Source organism: Pedobacter hiemivivus (genome assembly GCF_005144565.1).
In the GTDB taxonomy this organism is placed as follows: Bacteria; Bacteroidota; Bacteroidia; order Sphingobacteriales; family Sphingobacteriaceae; genus Pedobacter; species Pedobacter hiemivivus.
On the sequence record NZ_SWDX01000001.1, the window covers coordinates 524,269 to 545,441 of the forward strand.

Below are 21,173 nucleotides of genomic sequence, written 5' to 3' on the forward strand. Positions count from 1 at the left end.
TGACGCTTCATCACCAATGAAAAATAAATTCTATCCCGATGAAAATGCATGTCGTTAAAATACTAAATGTCGAAGATGCAACGCACAACGTAAAACGTTTTGTGATCGAAAAGCCTCCCGGATTGACTTACATTCCGGGACAGGCTACTGATGTATCGATTAATCATCCTAACCTACGAGATGAACTAAGGCCTTTTACCTTTACTTCGCTCAATGAGTGGGACTATCTGGAGTTTAACATTAAAATTTACAAAGATCATGATGGAATAACGGAAAAGCTTGCCCAATTAAAGACTGGGGATGAATTGGTTATTCATGATGTGTTTGGGACTATTCACTATAAGGGACCAGGTGTGTTTATTGCTGGTGGTGCAGGTATAACGCCTTTTATTGCCATCTTCAGACAGCTGAGACATGATGGTTTATTGGCTGGGAATACTTTGTTGTTTGCCAATTACAATGAAACAGATATCATACTAAAAACGGAACTGAAGTATATGCTTGGCGAAAATGATATCGATATTTTGAAAGCTCCTCTTGATGAATCTGTGAGGGGGAGAATCATAGATCGGGACTTGCTAAAAACATATCTTGGTAAGAAGGGAACTTATTATTACGTATGTGGCCCTGACCCGTTTACGGCGGCAATGGTTGGGTATTTGGAAGAGTTGGGTGTAGAGGAGGGGTGTATCGTCATTGAAGTTTAAAAAATACCGTTCTCTTCTAGAGCTGCATTGCTTCGCTGAAAAAGCGAAGAAAGCTAGGCTCTTTCTGAGAAGGAATTTTTTCTCTTAACTGGGCGGTTAGAAGGGAGAGACTAGCTGGGCGGTTTTGGGGAGGTTAAGCGGGGCGGTTATAAGGGGGGCTACTGGGGCGGTAATCCAACGAAATCCGTTACTGAGCAATATTTGTAACCTTTATGCGGCTCCATACTTACTCCAACATAGTTTAATTTTAAGGAGGTGTTGAGAATCAGTTTTCTATGGCCAAGATCTGGAACGCCTTTGTCTAATAAAAGCATACAAACATTACCAAGGCCAGTCGAAAAGCCGAAGGCTAAATTTTCTCCTAAAGCTCTTTTAGGGTACATGCTGCTGATCCTGTCTTTGACAGAACGGCCATCTTTTGATTTATGAGATGCATAATCATACTTGTTCATGTCTTGAGCATGTTGTTGTGCTACCCAGCTTAAAGACTCGTCAGGATAGAGTACGGGCAAATCTTTTATGCTTTTTAAGTCTTTTTTCAGGCTTTTGTAATAGCGGTCGGTTTTATCTATTCTTAGCTGACGATAATTGCTGTATTGCACCATTTGCTTGTTATGTTCCTCTAAAAATTCCTGAAAGTAGGTATTGAAGAACTTCTCGCCATCTATGCGTGCCAGGTTCATATACATTACAAGGTCTTTCTCCTGAGCGTTAAGGTATTTGGCATTTTTGGCAGTATTCGCCATTCTTAACTCTTCTTCAGACCATAACCTGTCGTTCTGAGTTTTAAGGGGTACAGGTGTGTTTAAAGCCGGAATAAGCCATATTAAAAGGATGAATAAAGGTTTCATAGTTGTGATAACGCAAAAGACAGGCTATTTTGTACGTTCTCGTGTGAATAAGCTGTATATGGTGGGGAGAAAATTGTAAACTTTTGTAAACAAAGCGGGTAAAACTTTGTTTTTATTGTGATGAACAAACTCTACGCTCAGCTCTTGTTGCTCTGCTTCCCTCTTTTTTTAAATGCTCAAGGTATTGATGTACCTGTAACGGCGAAAAGTAAGATCAACTTTTCGGGAATGTTGCAAACTCAGTTCAATTATTCCCTTGATGATGATATCGATATTACTGGTAGACACCATACCGGAACCGAACGGTTTTCCCATAATTCTTTTTCCGTCAAACGAGCCAGGATACAAATTAATGCGGCCATTACGGATCGGATAAATGCGGTTATGCTGGTTAATTTTGGTGATTTTACAGGTAATCCACAAAATAAGGTACTGGAAAATGCCTATATCAAATACAGTATTAATGATTATGTAAATTTTCAATTTGGTCAGTTCAGACCGCAATTTGGTCAGGAAGATAATTACCCAGTGGATTTTGTTCGCTCTATCGACTATTCCAACCAATATTATCTTTTTGGGGCTAACAGTTGGCAAAGCTTCCAGATCGGGGCGAGTTATTTTGGTGAAATCAAGAATAGCACTGTTCCAATAAAATATTCTATCGGTATTTTTAATGGCAATAACCGCAATCAGATAACAGATAATGATGATGGTAAGATTGTTCCCGCCAGGCTTGTTTTTGGATTAGGGAAAGGTACCCTTTTGGGTTTGAGTGGTGGAGCTGGAAGAAATATGGGGCAAAAGATATGGGCTTATGGTGCTGATGTTGATTACAAGAAGCAGTTGAATGAAAAATGGAATGTAGAGTTTGTTTCTGAGTTTAAACAGGGGGTGAACAGTGTAGCTTATTTTGAGCAAACAGATCCGGTTATTCCAATAAGCAGGTATGTCATGCGAGGAGTTTATGTACAGCCGAATGTTGGTTATAGTTTTAAGAATGTGAGGCTTAAAAATCTAGAGTTTGCTGTCCGCTACGAGTATTTGGACGCTGATTTTAAGCAGGCAGGAAATTCAAGACAAAGCTATATACCAATGGTGAGTGCATCATTTGCAGAGGCTTATGCTGTTAGGGTACAATTAGGCTTTATGATGGACAGATATGAACGCAATATTCCAAATACCACGCAATATGATGCCAATCGGATCATTTGCCAAGTTCAGGCCCGGTTTTAATCCATAACATTATGCAGGAAATTAATTACAAAATGATTCTGGTTACGCTTGCTTTTGGCTTGCTGATTTGGTTTTTACCAGTTCCAGATGGGGTGAAACCCGAAGCATGGCATTTACTAGCTATTTTTTTAGCAACCATTTTAGGGATTATCCTTAAGGCCGCCTCAATGGGTACCATGTCGATGATTGCCATTGCATTGGTGGCGCTAACCGGAGTGCTGGCGCCCGGTAATCCGGGGAAGTCAATTTCATTGGCCTTAAGCAGTTTTGGTGATAAGGTGATATGGTTGATTGGGATTTCTTTTTTCATTGCCCGGGGCTTTATAAAAACCGGTTTGGGTAGCAGAATAGCCTATCTCTTTATTAGGGTTTTTGGTCGAAGTTCTTTGGGATTGGGCTACGGGCTTGGTTTAGCCGATCTGGTATTGGCACCGGCCATTCCCAGCAATACAGCTCGGGGTGGTGGTATAATTTACCCGATCATGAAATCAATGGCCCTCAATTTTGGTTCTGTGCCCGAAAAGCCGGAAACGCATCGTAAACTGGGTGCTTACCTAAGTTTAAATTGTTATAATGTTAACCTGATTACCTCTTCCATGTTTTTGACAGGTACAGCGAGTAATCCGATGTGTCAGAAGTTTGCTGCTGATCTAGGGATAGACATCACATGGATGTCATGGATGTGGGCTGCGTTGATACCGGGAATTATTTCGTTGATTGCTGTACCCTATATTTTATATAAGATTTATCCCCCTGAACTTAAAAAGACGGATGGCGCTACAAAAATGGCCTCAGAGAAGTTGAAAGAGATGGGGGCGGTAACACTCAATGAATGGTTAATGCTGGCCGCCTTTTTTGTACTGTTGTTTCTGTGGATAACGGGTGATATCTTTAAAATTGATGCAACAACGACCGCATTTATAGGCTTGGTGTTTTTATTATTGTCGAGGGTACTTACCTGGGAGGATGTTAAAAGTGAAAAAGGAGCCTGGGACACTATTGTTTGGTTTTCGGCATTGGTAATGATGGGGAGCCAACTAAATCAACTGGGGTTAATTCCCTGGTTTAGTGAACTGGTAAAAGGTAAAATTGGAGGTTTAGACTGGACTATGGCCTTCCCGATCATCATTCTCGTTTATTTTTACAGTCATTACATGTTTGCCAGTGCTACTGCCCATGTGGCTTCTATGTATGCCGCTTTACTAGGTGTAGGGATTTCTGTGGGGATCCCGCCAATGTTACTTGCGCTTTCGCTAGGTTTTTGTGGCGGTATTTATGGAACACTTACTCATTATGGGCATGGTCCGGCACCGGTATTTTTTGGAAGTACCTATGTAGAAGTGAAAGAGTGGTGGTCGCGCGGATTTATATTAAGTATAGTTTTCCTGGTGATATGGATGGGCATAGGAGGTGTATGGTGGAAAGTAATTGGAATTTATTAATCGAGCATTATGGATCATAACAACACCACATCAACCTTGATGCGAAAAACACTGATGGCACTGACAGGATTGTTTCTTTGTTTTTTTCTTGTTATTCACTTGTTGGGTAATCTACAACTTTTACTGCCGGCAGATCAAGCCAGGGAAAGCTTTAATAGCTATTCGCAACTGCTTTCGGGGAATATTTTTATCAAGATTATTTCTTATGTGCTGTATGCATCTATCATTATACATAGTCTGGATGCGCTGATCATCACCCTTAAAAATAAGAAAACCTCGGGTAAGTATGTATATGATCAAAGAGGGGCATCTAGTAAATGGTATTCCAGAAGTATGGGAATATTAGGCACCATTATCCTTATTTTTCTGGTGTTTCACTTTAAAGACTTTTGGTATCAATATAAGTTTGGCAGTTTGCCGGTAGATGGAGCCGGACACAAAGATCTTTATACCATCGTAGTCGGTGTTTACGGAGACTTATGGTATGTGCTATTTTACGTAGTCTGTATGTTTGCACTTGGTTTCCATTTGTTGCATGGTTTTTTTAGTGCTGCTAGAAGTTTAGGTGTATACCACCCAAAATATGTGGCATGGATAAGGGTTTTTGGTGCCTGGTATAGCTATGTCATTACTATCGGTTTTGCAGTAATACCGGTTTATATTTACTTAACTCAGCATGTTTTATGGAACTGAATGCTAAAATACCACCGGGACCATTAAAGGATAAATGGACCTATTATAAGGATCATGCAAAATTGGTTAATCCAGCCAACCGCAAAAAGCTGGATGTAATTGTTGTAGGAACAGGACTGGCAGGAAGTTCAATTGCTTCATCTCTGGCAGAAATGGGTTACCATGTGACTTCATTTTGCTTTCAGGATTCTGCACGGCGTGCACATTCGGTAGCCGCTCAGGGTGGTGTAAATGCTGCTAAGAACTACAAAAACGATGGTGATAGCACCTATCGAATGTTTTATGATACGATTAAAGGTGGCGATTTCCGTTCGCGGGAAGCGAATGTGTATCGATTGGCCGAATGTTCTGCTCAGTTGATAGATCAGGCTGTTGCCCAAGGGGTGCCTTTTGGAAGAGAATATGGCGGTTATTTAAATAATCGCTCTTTTGGTGGAGTGCAAGTTAGCCGGACTTTTTATGCACGCGGACAAACGGGACAACAATTGCTATTGGGTGCCTATCAATCTTTAATGCGGCAGGTGGCGGCCAAAACCGTATCGCTTTTTACACGTCACGAAATGCTGGATGTAGTATTGGTTGATGGAAAGGCTAGGGGGGTGATTGTCCGAAATTTGGATACTGGAGAGATAGAACGTCATACTGCGCATGCGGTGATTCTGGCTTCTGGGGGCTTTGGGAAGATTTACTATTTGTCAACCCTGGCCATGGGCTGTAATGCATCGGCTATTTGGCGCGCCCATAAAAAGGGTGCATTTATGGCCTGTCCAAGTTGGACACAGGTGCATCCAACATCTTTGCCACAATCTGGTAGTTACCAGAGCAAGCTTACGCTGATGTCCGAATCACTAAGGAATGATGGACGGATTTGGGTACCTCTAAAATCAAATGAAAACAGAAAGCCGAATGATATTCCGGAAGAAGAACGTGATTACTATTTGGAAAGACGTTACCCTGCTTTTGGGAATCTTGCGCCTCGGGATATTTCTTCCCGTGCAGCTAAAGAACGTATAGATGCCGGATTTGGCGTTGGGCCACAGCAAAACGCTGTGTACCTCGACTTCTCGAAAGCGATTAAGGAGCAAGGCAAGCCAAAGATTAAAGAAAAGTATGGTAACCTGTTTGATATGTACCATAAAATTACAGCAACTGATGCTTATGCAGAACCCATGATGATCTCGCCAGCTGCACATTTTTCAATGGGCGGTCTATGGGTAGATTATGAATTGATGACCACTATTCCAGGCTTGTTTGCACTCGGTGAAGCTAATTTTGCAGATCATGGGGCAAATCGCTTAGGGGCCAACTCATTGCTGCAAGCCTGTGTGGATGGTTATTTCGTAGCCCCCTATACAGTGTCAAATTATCTTTCAGGAGAAATTAAAGAACCTCGATTGGAGATTGATCGACAGGAATTTGTTGATGCCGAGGTGGCTGTTAGGGCACATCTTTCTAAATTGGTTTCTATTAATGGGAGTAAAACGGCTGATCAGTACCATAAAACACTGGGTAAGTTGCTGTATGATTATTGTGGCCTGTCGAGAAGTAAAGCTGGATTATTAAAAGCCATTGGGGAGATCAGAGAACTGCGTAAGGATTTTTATGAAAACCTTAAGGTGAGTGGCGATGAAGATGAGATGAATGGAGAATTGGAAAAAGCTGGTCGCGTGAGTGATTATCTGGAAGTGGCCGAGTTGATGTGTCAGGATGCGCTGACCCGGGAAGAGTCCTGCGGGGCACATTTCAGGGAAGAATATCAAACTCCGGAAGGAGAGGCCCTAAGAAACGATGAACAATTTTGTTTTGTATCAGCATGGCAATATCAGGGCGAGGACAAGGAAGAAATCCTAATTCCTGAACCTTTAACGTTTGAAAATGTGGAGTTGGCAGTAAGAAGTTATAAATAAGAAGTTGGCTTATGAAGATTTATCTGAAAATTTGGAGACAAAATGATGCCGGTACTCCTGGTAAAATGGTTGATTATACGTTAGATAATGTTATCCCTCACATGTCTTTTTTAGAGATGATGGATACCTTAAATGAGCAATTGATTCTTGCTGGGGATCGGCCGGTAGAGTTTGATCATGATTGCCGGGAAGGGATTTGCGGACAGTGCGGAATGATGATTAACGGCCATGCACACGGACCTGTTGCTCATTTAACCACTTGCCAGCTGCATATGCGTGAGTTTAAAGATGGAGATACCATTTATATCGAACCTTTTAGAGGCAAAGGCTTTCCGATAAAACGTGATTTGAGAATAGATCGATCGGCGTTCGACAGGATCATTATGGCTGGAGGTTTTATAGCTGTGAATACTGGTCAGGCTCCAGAGGCGAATGGTATTCCGATTAGTCATGAAGATGCCGAGTCGGCCTTTGATTCTGCAGCATGTATAGGCTGCGGTGCTTGCGTGGCTACTTGCAAAAATTCAAGTGCCGCATTGTTTACTTCCGCCAAGGTGGCGCATCTGGCAAAATTACCACAGGGGGAAATTGAATCCAGGAAACGGGTACTTGCTATGGTTCAGCAGATGGATGAAGAGCAATTTGGGCATTGTACCAATACAGAAGCCTGCGAAGTAGAATGCCCTCAAAGTATTTCGGTGCTAAATATTGCAAGGATGAACTGGGAATATGCGCTTAGCAGTGTTACTAAATAACCGTTATTCGAATAGCCTTACAATTGATTTTCCAGGTGATTGCGCATCGCAATTGTGGTGAATTTAAATTACCTGTAAAAAATATGAACGGATCCCGATTTGAATTGTTTAAGGAAGACGTAGAAACAGTCGGCTTTCATAATTTCAAATCAGTAGGTGTCGGCGTTAATACCTAATAAAAAATTTATAAGTATTTCTTCTTATTCTTTTATATCATGTTAATCACAGCACCTGTTTTTTCTCAAGAAATTAAAGACCCCAGTGTGGAATGGATCGTAGCAGCAAGCCTGCAAAATGTTGAAGGGAACATCTCTTTGGGTTTTGCGGGTGCCATTAATGCTGTTCATAATAATGTACTAATTGTAGCTGGTGGAGCAAATTTTCCAGACAAAATGCCCTGGGATGGGGGTAGGAAATATTATTCCAGTGAAATTCATGTGTTGCAAAAATCTATAAATGGATTTCATTGGAACAAACAAGTGACAGAGGTACTTCCAGAGCCAATTGCTTATTGTGGCAATACCTCAACTCCTGCGGGGGTAGTGTATGCCGGTGGCGAAAATGATAAAGTCTTATCCAATAAGGCTTATAAATTAAACTGGGATAACCATAGAAATAAGGTAACAGTAGTTCAATTACCCAATTTGCCTATTGCTGTCACCAATATGGCTTTGACAAGCATTGGTAATGTGGTTTATGCCGTCGGGGGCGATTTGCAAAAGAAATCATCCAATGCTTTTTTTAGCTTGGATCTGAACCAACAGAACCCCGAATGGAAAGTGTTGCCTAATCTGCCCATTGCATTGGGTAATGCCGTAGTTGTGGTGCAAAAAGACAGACTGGGCACAAATATTTTTGTCATAGGAGGGAGGACAAAAACTGCTTCAGGAATAAGCGATCTACATGCTACAACTTACGTGTATAATGTTAGCAGACAGAATTGGCAAGAACTTGCGCCGATCAGCGATGGAAAAAATGTAACTAATTTTTCTGCGGGAGCAGGGGTAGGTATTGGTGATCGCTGGATATTGATTACGGGGGGAGATAATGGAAAAACCTTCCATAAAATTGAAAACTACCTGGCCCAAATAGCTCAAACGGATGATGTTGAGCTTAAGGCCAGACTCATTAAAGAAAAAAATGAAATAAGCATCCATCATAGAGGTTTTTATAGAGGGATGTTGTTGTATAATACCATGACCAACGAGTGGAGTAAGATTGCAGATTTGCCTTTTCCAGCGCAGGTTACCACAACCGCGACTATGTGGAACGGAAATATTGTACTTTCAAATGGTGGGGTGAAACCGGGAATCCGGACGCCAAATGTAATGTTGGGTGTGATTAAATAAGGTAATAAAAAGTCGCTTTATCATTATGATAAAGCGACTTTTTATTTTGTTCGGTCGTTCTCCTGAATTAGTGCTAATGACGACCCGAAGTATTATGCAGGTCCTTTTTATTAGTCTTTGCGTAACAATGTTTTCCAGCTTGTTTTACTTGCAATGATCTCATCAAGGTGTTTAATCTCAATTCGCTGCTGCTCCATTGTATCACGGTGACGAATAGTAACTGTATCGTCTTCTAATGTCTGGTGATCAATTGTTACACAGAAAGGAGTACCAATGGCATCCTGACGACGGTAACGCTTTCCTATCGCATCTTTCTCTTCGTAAATACAATTGAAATCAAGCTTTAAGTTGTTCATGATCTCTTTTGCTTTTTCAGGAAGACCATCTTTCTTAGTTAAAGGGAAGATGGCTACTTTGTATGGCGCTAAACAAGGGTGTAAACGCAATAACGTTCTGCTGTCTTGTTTATCTTCAGTGCTTAAGTCTTGCTCTTCAAAAGCATTGATCATGGTTAAAAGGAACATACGATCCAAACCAATTGAAGTCTCAATTACATAAGGAACGTAGTTTCCATAAGGCTTGCCTTCTTCGTTTAAATCATTATCAAAGTACTGCATTTTCTTGCCAGAGAACTCTTGATGCTGTGTTAAATCGAAATCTGTACGGCTATGGATACCTTCAACTTCTTTAAAGCCAAATGGGAATTCAAACTCGATATCAGTAGCTGCATTGGCATAATGCGCTAACTTAACATGGTCGTGGAAACGATATTTCTCAGCAGGAGTACCTAATGCAGCATGCCATCTTAATCTAGCTTCTTTCCAGTAAGTAAACCATTTCTCGTCTTCACCTGGGCGAACGAAGAATTGCATTTCCATTTGTTCAAATTCACGCATACGCATGATGAACTGGCGGGCAATCACCTCATTTCTAAATGCTTTACCGATTTGTGCAATTCCAAAAGGAATCTTCATGCGTCCTGATTTTTGTACATTCAGGAAATTTACAAAGATACCTTGAGCAGTTTCCGGACGAAGGTAAACCTCTTCAGAACCCTCTGCCATTGCACCAAACTGCGTACTGAACATCAAATTGAACTGACGAACATCTGTCCAGTTTTTTGTACCACTTACAGGACAGGCGATTTCATGTTGTTCAATTAATGTTTTTAATTCTTGTAGGTTTTCGCTTTTTAAAGCTTCATCCATATCAGCTTGTAACTTAGCTGCTTTATCTGTTTTTCCGTCTTTTTCATAACGGGTGATTTTATCTTCTAAGAGCTGATCGGCACGGTAACGTTTTTTTGAATCCTTATTGTCAATCATAGGATCATTAAAGCCATCCACGTGTCCACTTGCTTTCCACACTTTAGGATGCATAAATATGGCAGAGTCTATCCCTACGATATTTTCATGCATTTGCACCATTGCTTTCCACCAATAAGTTTTGATGTTATTTTTTAATTCGGCACCCAGTTGCCCATAATCATATACGGCACTTAGCCCATCATAAATTTCGCTGCTTTGAAATACAAAACCGTATTCCTTGGCGTGTGATATTACATTTTTAAATTGTTCGTCGTTAGTATTCTTTGCCATAATGATACAAATATATAAGATTTGGGCAATAACTTTTTCCTACTTTTGAAGTTGATCAGAAGTTTGAGGTAAAAATCTAAAAATAAAACAAATTGAGTATTAAGGTAACCGCGCTATCCAAGCATTTCGATAAACAGAAAGCAGTAGATGGAATTAGTTTTGAAGCTAAGCCGGGCAGAATATTAGGTTTTTTAGGGCCAAATGGCGCAGGGAAATCAACCACCATGCGTATGCTCACCGGTTATTTGAAACCTACTTCTGGAACGGCCAGTTTATGTGGTTATGATAGTCAGACTCAAAATCTCGAAATGAGAAAGATCATGGGCTACCTTCCTGAAAATACACCATTATATATGGATATGTATGTGAAGGAGTTTTTGTTGTTTGTGGCTAATACTTATCAATTGAAGGATGCGGTGTTGCGGGTAGAAGAGGTCATTAAAAAGGTAGGTTTAACTGTCGAGCAGGATAAAAAGATAGCAATGCTATCAAAAGGATACAAACAAAGGGTAGGACTGGCGCAGGCCATTATTCATAATCCTGAAGTATTGATCCTGGATGAACCAACCTCAGGACTCGATCCAAACCAGCTTTCTGAGATTCGAGACCTTATAAAAGGATTGGGGAAAGATAAAACTGTTATTCTTTCTACGCATATCATGCAGGAGGTAGAAGCCATTTGTGATGACGTAATTATTATCAATATGGGGAATATCGTGGCGAATGCTCCAATAGTCGAGCTAAAAAAGCAACATGGCGTTTCTTTGGAAGAAATATTCAAGAAGTTGACCAAGTAATGCTGTTTTAATCTTGTTTTATTGTCTTTTTTCTTGTCGTTATACGCTAATTGTTGATTTTTAATGTGTTAGTTGGTCTGATAAAACTTTGTTTTTACATATCGTATGGGTGTTTATTTAAAATAATTGAGATTGTTTTTGTTGATGGTGAAAATAGCTTTACATTTGCCGAAAAATAAACTACTCCTAATTGGTAGTTTGTGAATAATTTAACCAAATAAGTTAACGTAAAAAACAAAATGAAAAAAATTTTATTATCATTAATGATTGCTAGCGCTGGTTTAGCAGTTAAGGCTCAAGAAACAGGTGTTAAATTTGGTGTTAAGGCCGGAGCAACTTTCGCTACAATGTCTATTACTGGAGATACTGAAGGTGAAGCAAAATCAACTACTGGATTTTATGTAGGTGGTACTGCAGACTTTGGTTTAAGTAGCATGTTTAGTATACAGCCAGGCTTAACCTTATCAAATAAAGGTTTTAAAGTTAATGTAGATGGTGGCTCAATCACAACTAATCTAATGTACATTGAAATTCCGGTAAATGCAGTTGTAAATTTCCCAGTAGGTGATGGAAAAGTATTTGTTGGAGCTGGACCTTATTATGGTATGGCTATCAGTGGAAAGCATAAGTTGAAAGGCACTGACGAAGGAACATCAGTATCCATGTCAACAGATGTTGAATTTGGTGAGGATGGTGGTTTTAAACGTGGTGATTTCGGCGTGAACTTTTTAGCTGGTTATCAATTGGGTAATGGTTTCAATATCCATGCAGGTTACGGATTGGGATTAAGTAATGTTTCTCAGAATTCTGTGGGTGGCGAAGCTAAAAATAGAGTATTTTCTGTTGGTTTAGGTTATTCTTTCTAACCAATAGGTTTTTATAATAAAAAGCGTCTGCCGAACCGGTAGGCGCTTTTTTGTTTTTAGTAATTTGAATTTATTTACTTTACTGTAACTATGGCAAAGTTTTTGCATCTAAGGAGTAAATCAAATTAATTAAACAAGTAAAAAAATGAAAAAATTATTACTACTAACAGCAGTTGCAGGTTTATTCGCATTTACTAGTGTTAATGCACAAACTAAAACGCCAAGATTAAGTATCGGTGCTGAGTTCGCTTTTCCAATGGGAGATTATGGAGATGTATTTAATTTAGGTTATGGTGGTTCGTTACAATATCAACATCCTGTTGCAGCTAATCTATTGATAACAGGTAGTGCTGGTTACACCAATTTTCAAACTAAGGAAATTTTAGGTGTTAAAGAAAATGCGGGCTATATTCCAGTTAAAGCCGGGGCCAGATATTATTTTGGTGAATACTTTTTTGGTTCGGCTGAAATTGGTGCTGCTTTTGGAACAAAAGATGGAGCTGGTACTAAATTCGCTTATTCTCCAGGGGTAGGTGTTGATTTTCCAGTATCTGATTCAGGTTCAATTGAATTAGGTGCACGCTACGAAGGTTGGACTAAAGGTGATCATTTAGTTGCCCCATCTTTCATTGGGTTAAGATTAGCATATAACTTCGGTATATAGTCGAAGCGCAATTCTTTTAATAATATTTGGGCTGTTTGAGATGATCAAACAGCCTTTTTTGTATCCTATTGTAGGATGCTATTCTTCATAAATGCTAGTTTGTGTGCCTTCTTACCTAAACGCACCGTTAAATCTCTCGTCGTAATCCGATGTGTTTCTCTTATCTTTGCCAAAATTCAATATTTCTATACTGTGATTAATGTAAATAACATCTCCGTTTCATTTGGCGGAACCACGCTATTTAGCGATGTAACCTTTTCGATAAACGAGAACGATAAGATAGCCCTGATGGGGAAGAATGGTGCAGGCAAGTCGACCATCTTAAAGATCATTGCCAATGCTGCTAAACCTACTTCTGGTAATGTAACCGGTCCAAAGGACGCTGTGATAGCGTATTTGCCACAGCATTTGCTGAGCCAGGATAAGGTTACCGTTTTTGAAGAAACGATGAAAGCTTTTGAAGAGGTAAACCAGATGCAAAAAGAGCTTGATGAGTTGAATGAGCAGCTTACTATTCGTACCGATTACGAAAGTGATGACTATATGAAGCTGATCGAACGCGTGTCGGAATTGAGTGAGAAGTTTTATTCGATCGAAGAGATCAATTATGATGCAGAAGTAGAAAAGGTGTTAAAAGGCTTAGGTTTTGAGCGCAAGGATTTTACCCGCCAAACCTCTGAGTTTTCGGGTGGATGGCGTATGCGTATCGAGTTGGCCAAAATTCTGTTAAAGAAACCAGATCTTATCTTACTGGATGAACCGACTAACCACATGGATATCGAAAGTATACAATGGTTGGAAGATTTCTTGATCAACTCAGCAAAGGCGGTTATAGTGATCTCGCACGATCGTACTTTTGTAGATAACATTACCAATCGTACCATCGAGGTTACTATGGGTAGAATATATGATTATAAAGCTAAGTATAGCCATTATCTTCAGTTGCGTGCCGACCGCCGTGTCCACCAATTGAAAGCTTATGAGGAACAACAACGTTTTATTGCCGATAACCAAGAATTTATAGACCGTTTTAGAGGGGTTTACTCGAAAACCTTGTCGGTGCAGTCGCGTGTAAAGATGCTCGAAAAGCTCGAAGTTATTGAGATCGATGAAGTGGATACTTCAGCATTGCGCCTGAAATTTCCACCATCGCCGCGTTCGGGTCAATATCCGGTTATCGTAGAAGAACTCACTAAAACCTATGGCGATCATGTGGTGTTTCAGAAAGCATCGATGGTGATCAGGCAGGGAGAAAAAGTAGCGTTTGTGGGTAAAAATGGTGAAGGTAAGTCGACCATGATCAAAGCTATCATGGGCGAGATCGATTTTGAAGGTGAATTAAAAGTAGGTCACAATGCAAAGATTGGATACTTTGCCCAAAACCAAGCTGCATTGCTTGATGAAAATATAACGGTATTTGAAACCATTAACCAGATTCCATTAAGCGATGGTTCTATAAAAATTAAAGACCTTTTGGGTGCCTTTATGTTTAGTGGTGATGATACCACGAAAAAAGTTAAGGTGCTTTCTGGAGGAGAGAAGACTCGTTTAGCCATGATCAAGTTGCTATTAGAACCTGTAAATGTGTTAATACTGGATGAGCCAACCAATCATTTGGACATGAAGACTAAAGATATTATCAAGGATGCCCTTAAGGATTTTGATGGTACTTTGATCCTGGTATCCCATGATCGGGATTTCTTGGATGGGCTGGCAGAAAAAGTATTCGAGTTTGGTAATAAGCGCGTCCGCGAGCATTTTGAGGATATTAAAGGATTCTTGGCTTACAAGAAAATGGACAACTTAAAAGAAATCGAACTTTAATTCTTTACAATAGGCTCAATAAGAAGGCTACTTATTTATCTGCATTAGCGATGTGCATTTTTTGTACATTGCTAATGCAGATCCTTATATATTCTTCCAACTTGTAATGGTGTACTTTGTTCTCTGTTGATCTTCTGTACCGCCGTAGATTAGTGTTTTCTTTATCGGAGTGTTTGGGGTTAGTTCTTCAAAATAATCCATTTCTTTAAATAAAGATGATGAAATCGTCTGTGTTGCTTTGACTTCATAAATATCGAATCCGTTATGTGTTTTGATTAGTAGATCCACCTCTCGACCGTTACTGTCTTGCCAAAAGTTATACTCTTGGTGAAGATATAGATGGTTATTCTTCTTAATATATTCGGTAATAATCATGTTTTCGAAGATGTTCCCTTTTAGCCTGTTCTGTTCCATATCTTCTGCTTTTCTGATGCCGAGTAAGTGATTAAGCAGACCTGTGTCGTAAAAATAAATTTTGGGTGTTTTTACCAGGCGTTTATTAAAGTTCTGATGGTAGGGCTGCATTTGAAATATAATATAACTACTTTCTAATATTGATAACCATGCTTTTGCTGTTGGTTGAGAAATATTGCATTCATTTGCAAGTGCATTAATGTTGAGTAGTTGTCCTGCTCTGGCTGCACAAAGACCTATAAATGTTCGGAACAAACTAATGTCTCTAATGTTTAACAGCTCAGTTACATCCTTTTCTATGTAGGTTTGGATATAGTTGGCGTAAAAAACAACTGGGTCTATTTCCCTGGCGTAAATTGCCGGATAAAATCCTTTTACTGCTGTTTCTGCATAGCTCTCATTGAGAAGATTTACACCTTTAAGTTCTGTGAAGTCGAATGGTAGAAGTTTGAATAAAGCTACTCTGCCGGCAAGTGTTTGCGTGATATTATTTAACAGATGGAAATTTTGCGAACCAGATAATATGAATTGTCCCATTTTTCCACTTTCATCAACAATACCTTGGATGTAGGAAAAAAGAGATGGAACGCGCTGCACTTCATCAAAAATAACATTTTCATCGTATAGCTTTAAAAAACCTACAGGATCTTCAGTAGCGAAAGACCTTACATCGGGATTTTCTAGCGATACATATCTATAGCCCGCAAAAATTTGCTTTAACAAAGTGGTTTTTCCTGATTGCCTTGGGCCTGTCAAAGCAATAATCGGAAATTTGCTTTTTTGTTGAGTTATTTTTTCTGCTATTTGCCTGTGTATAAAACCATTCATGAATACAAATGTAATGCTATTTTGAAATTACATAGCTTTTATTTTGAAATTACATAAAGTATATTTTGAAATTACATAAAGTATATTTTGAAATTACATAAGGTCTATTTTGAAATTACATAACTTTTAACCCGTTTTTAACTAGTTGGGCCTGTAGGTTAGTTCTTCACAAGTTTAAGGTTTCTTCACACCTGGTTCACACATCCCTCACACCAAACCCACAAAAAGGTACCTTTTTGTGAAGAAAGTGTGTGGAATGTGTGGACTATGTGAGGACTACTCCTTAAGCGTGACTAGTTTCTGGTTTAGGTTGATGTAGGGGGTATTTATCCTCATAGAGGATACTGGTGGCCATAATCATAGGGTGAAGGTATTCATAGAATGCGATCAAATTAGTTCGTTCTACGTTATTTAAAAATTCTTTTTTGGTGTAAAAGCTTTGTTTGATCATTTGACGAAGGTAATCAAGGCTGTCGTCGAGTGAATAAACAGAAAAAAAAGATTTTAAGACTTCATTGGCAATTTCTTGTTGCTCGGCTTTGGTGCCGGATGGTCTTTTGTGAAGATACTGTTCGTGGTTCATATGCTCATTTTTAAAGTTAAAAAAATGAGTCTCTGGCGATTTAGGAGCTGCTAGTGTAGGTTTTCGTTTTTAAATGAAACGAAGGTGAACTATAGCAAGCTCTATGTAAAACCGCAACACATCGGGCATCTGACCGCCTTGAACCTACGGATTACAATAGAGCCCATAACGCTATAGTGCACCTCAAAAGTACAACAATATTTGTTACGGGCATTAATCTATTGTCTCGGTTCACAGTTGTCAGATTTTTGATGAGTGAGACTCTAATTAATACCTCATTTAAGAAGTAATGATATGTTGTGCTGTTTCTTTATTTCATTGGCCGTTTTTTAATTGTTCTTAATTTCTAGCGCCATATTTACAGCGCTATCACATTGTTTAAAGATAAATATAATATTTTTAATAAACATAATTTCTATTAAATTAACTAATAGTGTAGGATTAATGATTTTGACTTTGCTTAATAGTATATCCTGTTTTATTGTTTTTAGAGTCCGGAGGTAGCGAAACGTGTTTTCGTGCTTATATTGCTTTTAATTAAATAATTAGTAATCTAAATTAAATAAAATGGCAAGAATTAAAAAAGGGATCCTAGGTGGATTCTCAGGAAAAGTAGGCACTGTTGTAGGTGCGAGTTGGAAAACTGTAGACTATATGCGGGGGCTACCAAGGCCAAGTAACAAGCCTTCCACAATGAAGCAACTGGCTCAGCGAAATAAAATGGCATTATTGAGAGGGTTTTTACTTGGGCTACGTGACGTTATTGAACTTCGTTTTCAAAATATTTCGAAGTATACTCCGATGAATGATGCTTTGTCATATAATATGCTGAATACTATTGAAGGGATTCACCCCGAGCAAAGCGTGAATTTTAAACAGCTGATTTTTAGTAAAGGAGATCTATTGGGGACTTGGTCGCCAAAGGTGGTTTCAATAAAAAGTAATTCAGTTGACTTTAGTTGGAAAAATGGAAACTTCACACCGCTGTGTGCTGCTGATGATCAGGTGACTTTGGTTGTTTATAATCCGGTAAAGAAAGTGTTTTGCATATTAGAAAATGCGGGGTTAAGAGAAGATAAGGCCTCAAGGTTACTTCTTCCTGAAGATTTCGCTGGAGATACGCTACATTGTTACATTAGTTTTTATTCTGAAAATAGAAAACTAGCCTCTACTAATGAGTATTTAGGTGAGATAACAGCGGTTTAATGTCTATTCCCTTTGGTTTGAACTGTCTCAAATTTTGCGACAGTTGGATTTTGTTCAACTCCTTCGTTACATCTTTTCTATGTAGGTTTGGATATAGTTGGCATAAAACAAAACTTATGTAAACATTCTTTACATGAGACACTCATCATGTAAAGAATGTGGGATTATCTTCACATGATGAGTGATGTCCTCTTTAATGAATTGTCTCTATTACCTCCTGATCATACCGAAATAGAGACAATAACTATATTGAGACAAGATTGTGCAATCTTCAATTGCCCTTGCTGAATTAAAAGGATTAGCTTATACACTACCTAATCGGTAGATACTTTTAAACGCAGTAATATTTAAAGAGGCTCGAGTGCGAGACATTGTATATCAATACTGAACTATTTGAACTTTTGAAAAAATAAAGCTATTAGAGAACGGCTATATTTTATAATATTGCGGCTCTTAAAAAAAGAACTACGTGAAAAAAATAATATTAATTGCCGTTGCAAGTTTTTTAATGCTCAATCACATCAACGCTCAAACAAATAAATATGAATCTAAAATTGGTTTGGGCGTTGATTTTGGTTTTCCTATTGGAGATTATAAAAATACAGCCGATTATGGCGTAGGCGTTTCCTTGCTTTATCAGAAGCCAGTTTCTGAAAACCTAAGTATTATCGGAAATGTCGGTTACTTAAGGTTTCATGGTCCGAAAATTTTAGAAAATATTAATTACAAGGAAGGATTTGTGCCGATAAAAGCAGGTGCCAGATATTTTATTGCCCCATATATTTATGGTGCTGGCGAGTTAGGTGTTGCCTTTTCTACCGCTTATGGGAGAGGCGCAGGAACTGCATTTACTTATGCACCGAGTTTCGGAACAGAATTTTCGGTATCTAATAGTGGTACTGTAGATATAGGTGTAAGGTATGAAGGCTGGTCGAGAAGTGGTGCAACACTTTCATTTGTTGGATTGCGGGCTGGGTACAACTTTTAGCGGATATTTTTCTAACTTCGGCGTCATTAATCTGAATGCATGTACGCAGTTTTTAAACGGGAATTATTTAGTTTGTTAAATTCACTGATGGCTTACATCACCATCGGCGTTTTTCTATTGGCCTTGGGCCTATTGCTGTGGTTTTTTCCTGATACCTCTATATTAGACTATGGCTATGCTGAACTAACAGGCTTTTTTAGTTTAGCGCCTTTTTTATTCATGTTTTTAATTCCCGCGATTACCATGCGTTCTTTTGCCGAAGAGCGGAGGGAAGGTACTTATATTTTGTTGGCCACAAGGCCGCTTACCGATTGGCAAATTATATTGGCCAAATATCTGGCTTGTTTAGTACTGGTGCTTTTTTCGCTAATCCCAACATTGATCTATTATTATTCCATTTCGGAATTGGGTTTGCCTAAGGGCAATATAGACACCGGAGCTGTAATCGGTTCTTACATCGGTTTATTGTTATTGGGTTCAGCATTTACAGCTGTAGGTGTTTTTGCTTCCTCTGTTACTAAAAATCAGGTTATTGCGTTTGCCATTTCGGTGTTTATTTGCTTTATCGTTTATACGGGCTTTGACGCCATGAGTCAGATATTTGCTTTGCAATATTTAGAATCGTTGCTTATCGGTTTGAGTGTAAATGAACACTATCAGTCTATTAGTCGTGGGGTATTGGATACTCGGGATCTTGTTTATTTTATCAGTTTTGTAGCGCTGTTTTTGGGCCTTACCAGATTTGTGATTGGAGGTAGGAAATGGTAAAGAACAAATATTTTAAAGCTGCTATTTTTGTGTTGGCAATTGTATTGCTAAATATTGTTGCTCAATATCTGTATACGAGGATCGATTTTACAAAGGAGAAGCGTTTTACCTTGAATGATAAGTCTAAAGAGATTTTAAAGGCCGCAAAGCAACCGATCAGCGTTACCGTTTTTTTAGACGGAGATTTGCCCGCTGCATTTAAAAGACTTAGAAACGCTACAAGTGATTTGTTAACGGATTATAAGGCTTATTCGGGGACTGATATTAAAGTGATATTTGCCGATCCTATTGCTGGATTGTCTGCAGCAGAGCAAGATACAGCTATTAATAACTTATATCAGGCAGGTATTGAAGCTACTACTTTGAACATTAAAAATGACAATGGTTTTGCGCAAAAAACTATTTTCCCGATGGCTATGATTGTAGCTGATGGCAAAAGGTATCCTGTTAAGCTGTTGCAAAATCTGGATGTAACCGGTAACTACGAGGAAAATATCAACAACTCCATCCAAAATCTGGAATATGTGTTTACTTCTGGGATTCAAAAGGTGCTGACAGGAGAACATTCACGTATCGGTTTTACAGAGGGAAATGGGGAGTTGTCTGATCTGTATTTAAGCGATGCGATTAAGAGCCTTTCTGAAAGCTATGAAGTTGGGCGGGTTGATCTTAACTTGATTGATAAAAAAGGATTGGATAAACTGAAGCTATTGGTTGTGGCCAAGCCGCAAAAGGAATTTACCGAGGCTGAGAAATACAAAATCAACTATTTTGTAATGAATGGTGGTAGGGTACTTTGGAGCATTGATCAGGTAAGTGCCGATTTGGATAGCTTAAAGGGGAGGCCGGAGCAACTGGCTTTTAACCGTAAGTTAAATCTGGACGATATGTTGTTTCTGTATGGCGCCCGGGTAAATTACAACCTGGTTGCTGATGCCAATTGTGCCGAAATACCTTTAGCAATGGGCGGTCCACAAGGACAGATTCAAATGGCTCCATGGGTGTATTATCCGCTTTTGATGCCGGATACGGCCAATTCTCTGGTGAAAAATATTGACAACATTAAAAGTGAGTTTATAAGTACGGTTGATACCATCGGCGTAAAGGGTGTAAGCAAGAAGGTTATTCTGCATACCTCGGCCTTTAACAAGGTTTTTAATGCACCTAAGATGCTTTCTTTACAGATGGTAGCCGAGCAGCCTAATCCAAGGGAATATGCCAGTGTACCGCAGTCGGTAGGGGTATTGCTTGAAGGTACTTTCTCTTCAGTGTTTTTGAATAGAGCTGTTCCCCACGGGATTGAAGAGGAGTATGGAGTGCCAGCATTGAGCAAGCCGACTAAAATGATTGTGATTGGCGACGGAGATATTTTTAAAAATCAGGTGAGTAGCAAAGATGGTTCTACTTTTCCATTGGGATTTGACAGATATACGCAACGGAATTTTGGAAACAAGGCCTTGCTATTAAATATCGCCGATTACTTAGCTAATGATGATAATTTAATCGCCCTGCGCAATAAGGAGGTTAAAATAAGGTTATTAGATAAGGCAAAGTTACGTGTCGAAAAGTTGCAATGGCAGCTGATCAATGTGCTTGTGCCTTTATTTTTGTTAATATCATTTGCAATTTTTCAACATTATTGCCGCAAACACAAGTATGCGAGGTAATTTTTATATTTTTGAGAACTGACTAGATCATAA

19 protein-coding genes are annotated in these 21,173 nt (G+C 39.1%); 15 read left to right on the forward strand and 4 right to left on the reverse strand.

Annotated features, from left to right (window positions below; all coding sequences use genetic code 11):
• Positions 1-38 precede the first annotated feature (38 nt).
• Positions 39-707, forward strand: coding sequence for an FAD-binding oxidoreductase (locus tag FBD94_RS01920; RefSeq protein ID WP_136878866.1), 669 nt, complete (start codon positions 39-41; stop codon positions 705-707).
• Positions 708-865: 158 nt separating this feature from the next.
• On the opposite strand, the gene FBD94_RS01925 is transcribed toward FBD94_RS01920, so the two are convergent.
• Positions 866-1,558, reverse strand: a complete 693-nt coding sequence (locus FBD94_RS01925) for a CAP domain-containing protein (protein WP_136878867.1) — start codon at positions 1,556-1,558, stop codon at positions 866-868.
• 120 nt (positions 1,559-1,678) lie between these two features.
• Between FBD94_RS01925 and FBD94_RS01930 the strand changes: the two genes are divergently transcribed.
• From FBD94_RS01930 to FBD94_RS01955, 6 genes are all read left to right on the forward strand, one after another.
• Positions 1,679-2,791: a porin gene (locus tag FBD94_RS01930; protein ID WP_169472187.1), complete on the forward strand. Its 1,113-nt coding sequence runs from the start codon at positions 1,679-1,681 to the stop codon at positions 2,789-2,791.
• Positions 2,792-2,802: 11 nt separating this feature from the next.
• Positions 2,803-4,233: an anion permease gene (locus FBD94_RS01935; protein ID WP_136878869.1), complete on the forward strand. Its 1,431-nt coding sequence runs from the start codon at positions 2,803-2,805 to the stop codon at positions 4,231-4,233.
• 9 nt (positions 4,234-4,242) lie between these two features.
• The gene (locus FBD94_RS01940) at positions 4,243-4,926 is read left to right on the forward strand and encodes a succinate dehydrogenase cytochrome b subunit (protein ID WP_136878870.1); all 684 of its coding nucleotides are present in this window, start codon (positions 4,243-4,245) and stop codon (positions 4,924-4,926) included.
• Positions 4,917-6,833: a fumarate reductase/succinate dehydrogenase flavoprotein subunit gene (locus tag FBD94_RS01945; RefSeq protein WP_136878871.1), complete on the forward strand. Its 1,917-nt coding sequence runs from the start codon at positions 4,917-4,919 to the stop codon at positions 6,831-6,833. The genes FBD94_RS01940 and FBD94_RS01945 overlap by 10 nt, the downstream gene beginning before the upstream one ends.
• Before the next feature lie 11 nt (positions 6,834-6,844).
• Positions 6,845-7,588 carry a succinate dehydrogenase/fumarate reductase iron-sulfur subunit gene (locus FBD94_RS01950; RefSeq protein WP_136878872.1) on the forward strand — a complete coding sequence of 248 codons (744 nt, stop codon included), beginning with the start codon at positions 6,845-6,847 and terminating at the stop codon, positions 7,586-7,588.
• 215 nt (positions 7,589-7,803) lie between these two features.
• Positions 7,804-8,937 carry a galactose oxidase gene (locus FBD94_RS01955; protein ID WP_235884343.1) on the forward strand — a complete coding sequence of 378 codons (1,134 nt, stop codon included), beginning with the start codon at positions 7,804-7,806 and terminating at the stop codon, positions 8,935-8,937.
• Between the two features lie 110 nt (positions 8,938-9,047).
• Here FBD94_RS01955 and FBD94_RS01960 read toward each other — a convergent pair whose 3' ends face one another.
• Positions 9,048-10,535 carry a glycine--tRNA ligase gene (locus FBD94_RS01960; RefSeq protein WP_136878874.1) on the reverse strand — a complete coding sequence of 496 codons (1,488 nt, stop codon included), beginning with the start codon at positions 10,533-10,535 and terminating at the stop codon, positions 9,048-9,050.
• Positions 10,536-10,627: 92 nt separating this feature from the next.
• On the opposite strand from FBD94_RS01960, the gene FBD94_RS01965 reads away from it, so the two are divergent.
• The 4 genes from FBD94_RS01965 to FBD94_RS01980 all read left to right on the forward strand — a co-directional run bounded on the left by FBD94_RS01965 (position 10,628) and on the right by FBD94_RS01980 (position 14,686).
• Complete coding sequence (locus FBD94_RS01965; RefSeq protein ID WP_136878875.1) at positions 10,628-11,332, forward strand: ATP-binding cassette domain-containing protein; 705 nt, start codon at positions 10,628-10,630, stop codon at positions 11,330-11,332.
• A gap of 239 nt (positions 11,333-11,571) precedes the next feature.
• Positions 11,572-12,198, forward strand: coding sequence for a porin family protein (locus tag FBD94_RS01970; protein ID WP_136878876.1), 627 nt, complete (start codon positions 11,572-11,574; stop codon positions 12,196-12,198).
• 145 nt (positions 12,199-12,343) lie between these two features.
• Entirely contained in the window at positions 12,344-12,862 is a 519-nt protein-coding gene (locus FBD94_RS01975) for an outer membrane beta-barrel protein (protein WP_136878877.1), read from the forward strand.
• A 192-nt stretch (positions 12,863-13,054) separates the two neighbouring features.
• Complete coding sequence (locus FBD94_RS01980; protein ID WP_131607682.1) at positions 13,055-14,686, forward strand: ABC-F family ATP-binding cassette domain-containing protein; 1,632 nt, start codon at positions 13,055-13,057, stop codon at positions 14,684-14,686.
• A gap of 84 nt (positions 14,687-14,770) precedes the next feature.
• On the opposite strand, the gene FBD94_RS01985 is transcribed toward FBD94_RS01980, so the two are convergent.
• Both FBD94_RS01985 and FBD94_RS01990 read right to left on the reverse strand, forming a co-directional pair.
• The gene (locus FBD94_RS01985) at positions 14,771-15,928 is read right to left on the reverse strand and encodes an ATP-binding protein (protein ID WP_136878878.1); all 1,158 of its coding nucleotides are present in this window, start codon (positions 15,926-15,928) and stop codon (positions 14,771-14,773) included.
• A 283-nt stretch (positions 15,929-16,211) separates the two neighbouring features.
• Positions 16,212-16,511: a hypothetical protein gene (locus FBD94_RS01990; RefSeq protein ID WP_136878879.1), complete on the reverse strand. Its 300-nt coding sequence runs from the start codon at positions 16,509-16,511 to the stop codon at positions 16,212-16,214.
• Between the two features lie 567 nt (positions 16,512-17,078).
• Between FBD94_RS01990 and FBD94_RS01995 the strand changes: the two genes are divergently transcribed.
• The 4 genes from FBD94_RS01995 (at position 17,079) to gldG (ending at position 21,140) form a co-directional block, all read left to right on the forward strand.
• Complete coding sequence (locus tag FBD94_RS01995; RefSeq protein ID WP_131607685.1) at positions 17,079-17,717, forward strand: DUF6266 family protein; 639 nt, start codon at positions 17,079-17,081, stop codon at positions 17,715-17,717.
• A gap of 469 nt (positions 17,718-18,186) precedes the next feature.
• On the forward strand, positions 18,187-18,705 hold the full coding sequence (locus FBD94_RS02000) for a hypothetical protein (protein ID WP_136878880.1): 519 nt from the start codon (positions 18,187-18,189) through the stop codon (positions 18,703-18,705).
• Positions 18,706-18,744: 39 nt separating this feature from the next.
• On the forward strand, positions 18,745-19,473 hold the full coding sequence (gldF, locus tag FBD94_RS02005) for a gliding motility-associated ABC transporter permease subunit GldF (RefSeq protein WP_131607687.1): 729 nt from the start codon (positions 18,745-18,747) through the stop codon (positions 19,471-19,473).
• Positions 19,467-21,140, forward strand: a complete 1,674-nt coding sequence (gene gldG, locus FBD94_RS02010; protein ID WP_131607688.1) for a gliding motility-associated ABC transporter substrate-binding protein GldG — start codon at positions 19,467-19,469, stop codon at positions 21,138-21,140. The genes gldF and gldG overlap by 7 nt, the downstream gene beginning before the upstream one ends.
• Positions 21,141-21,173: the final 33 nt, after the last annotated feature.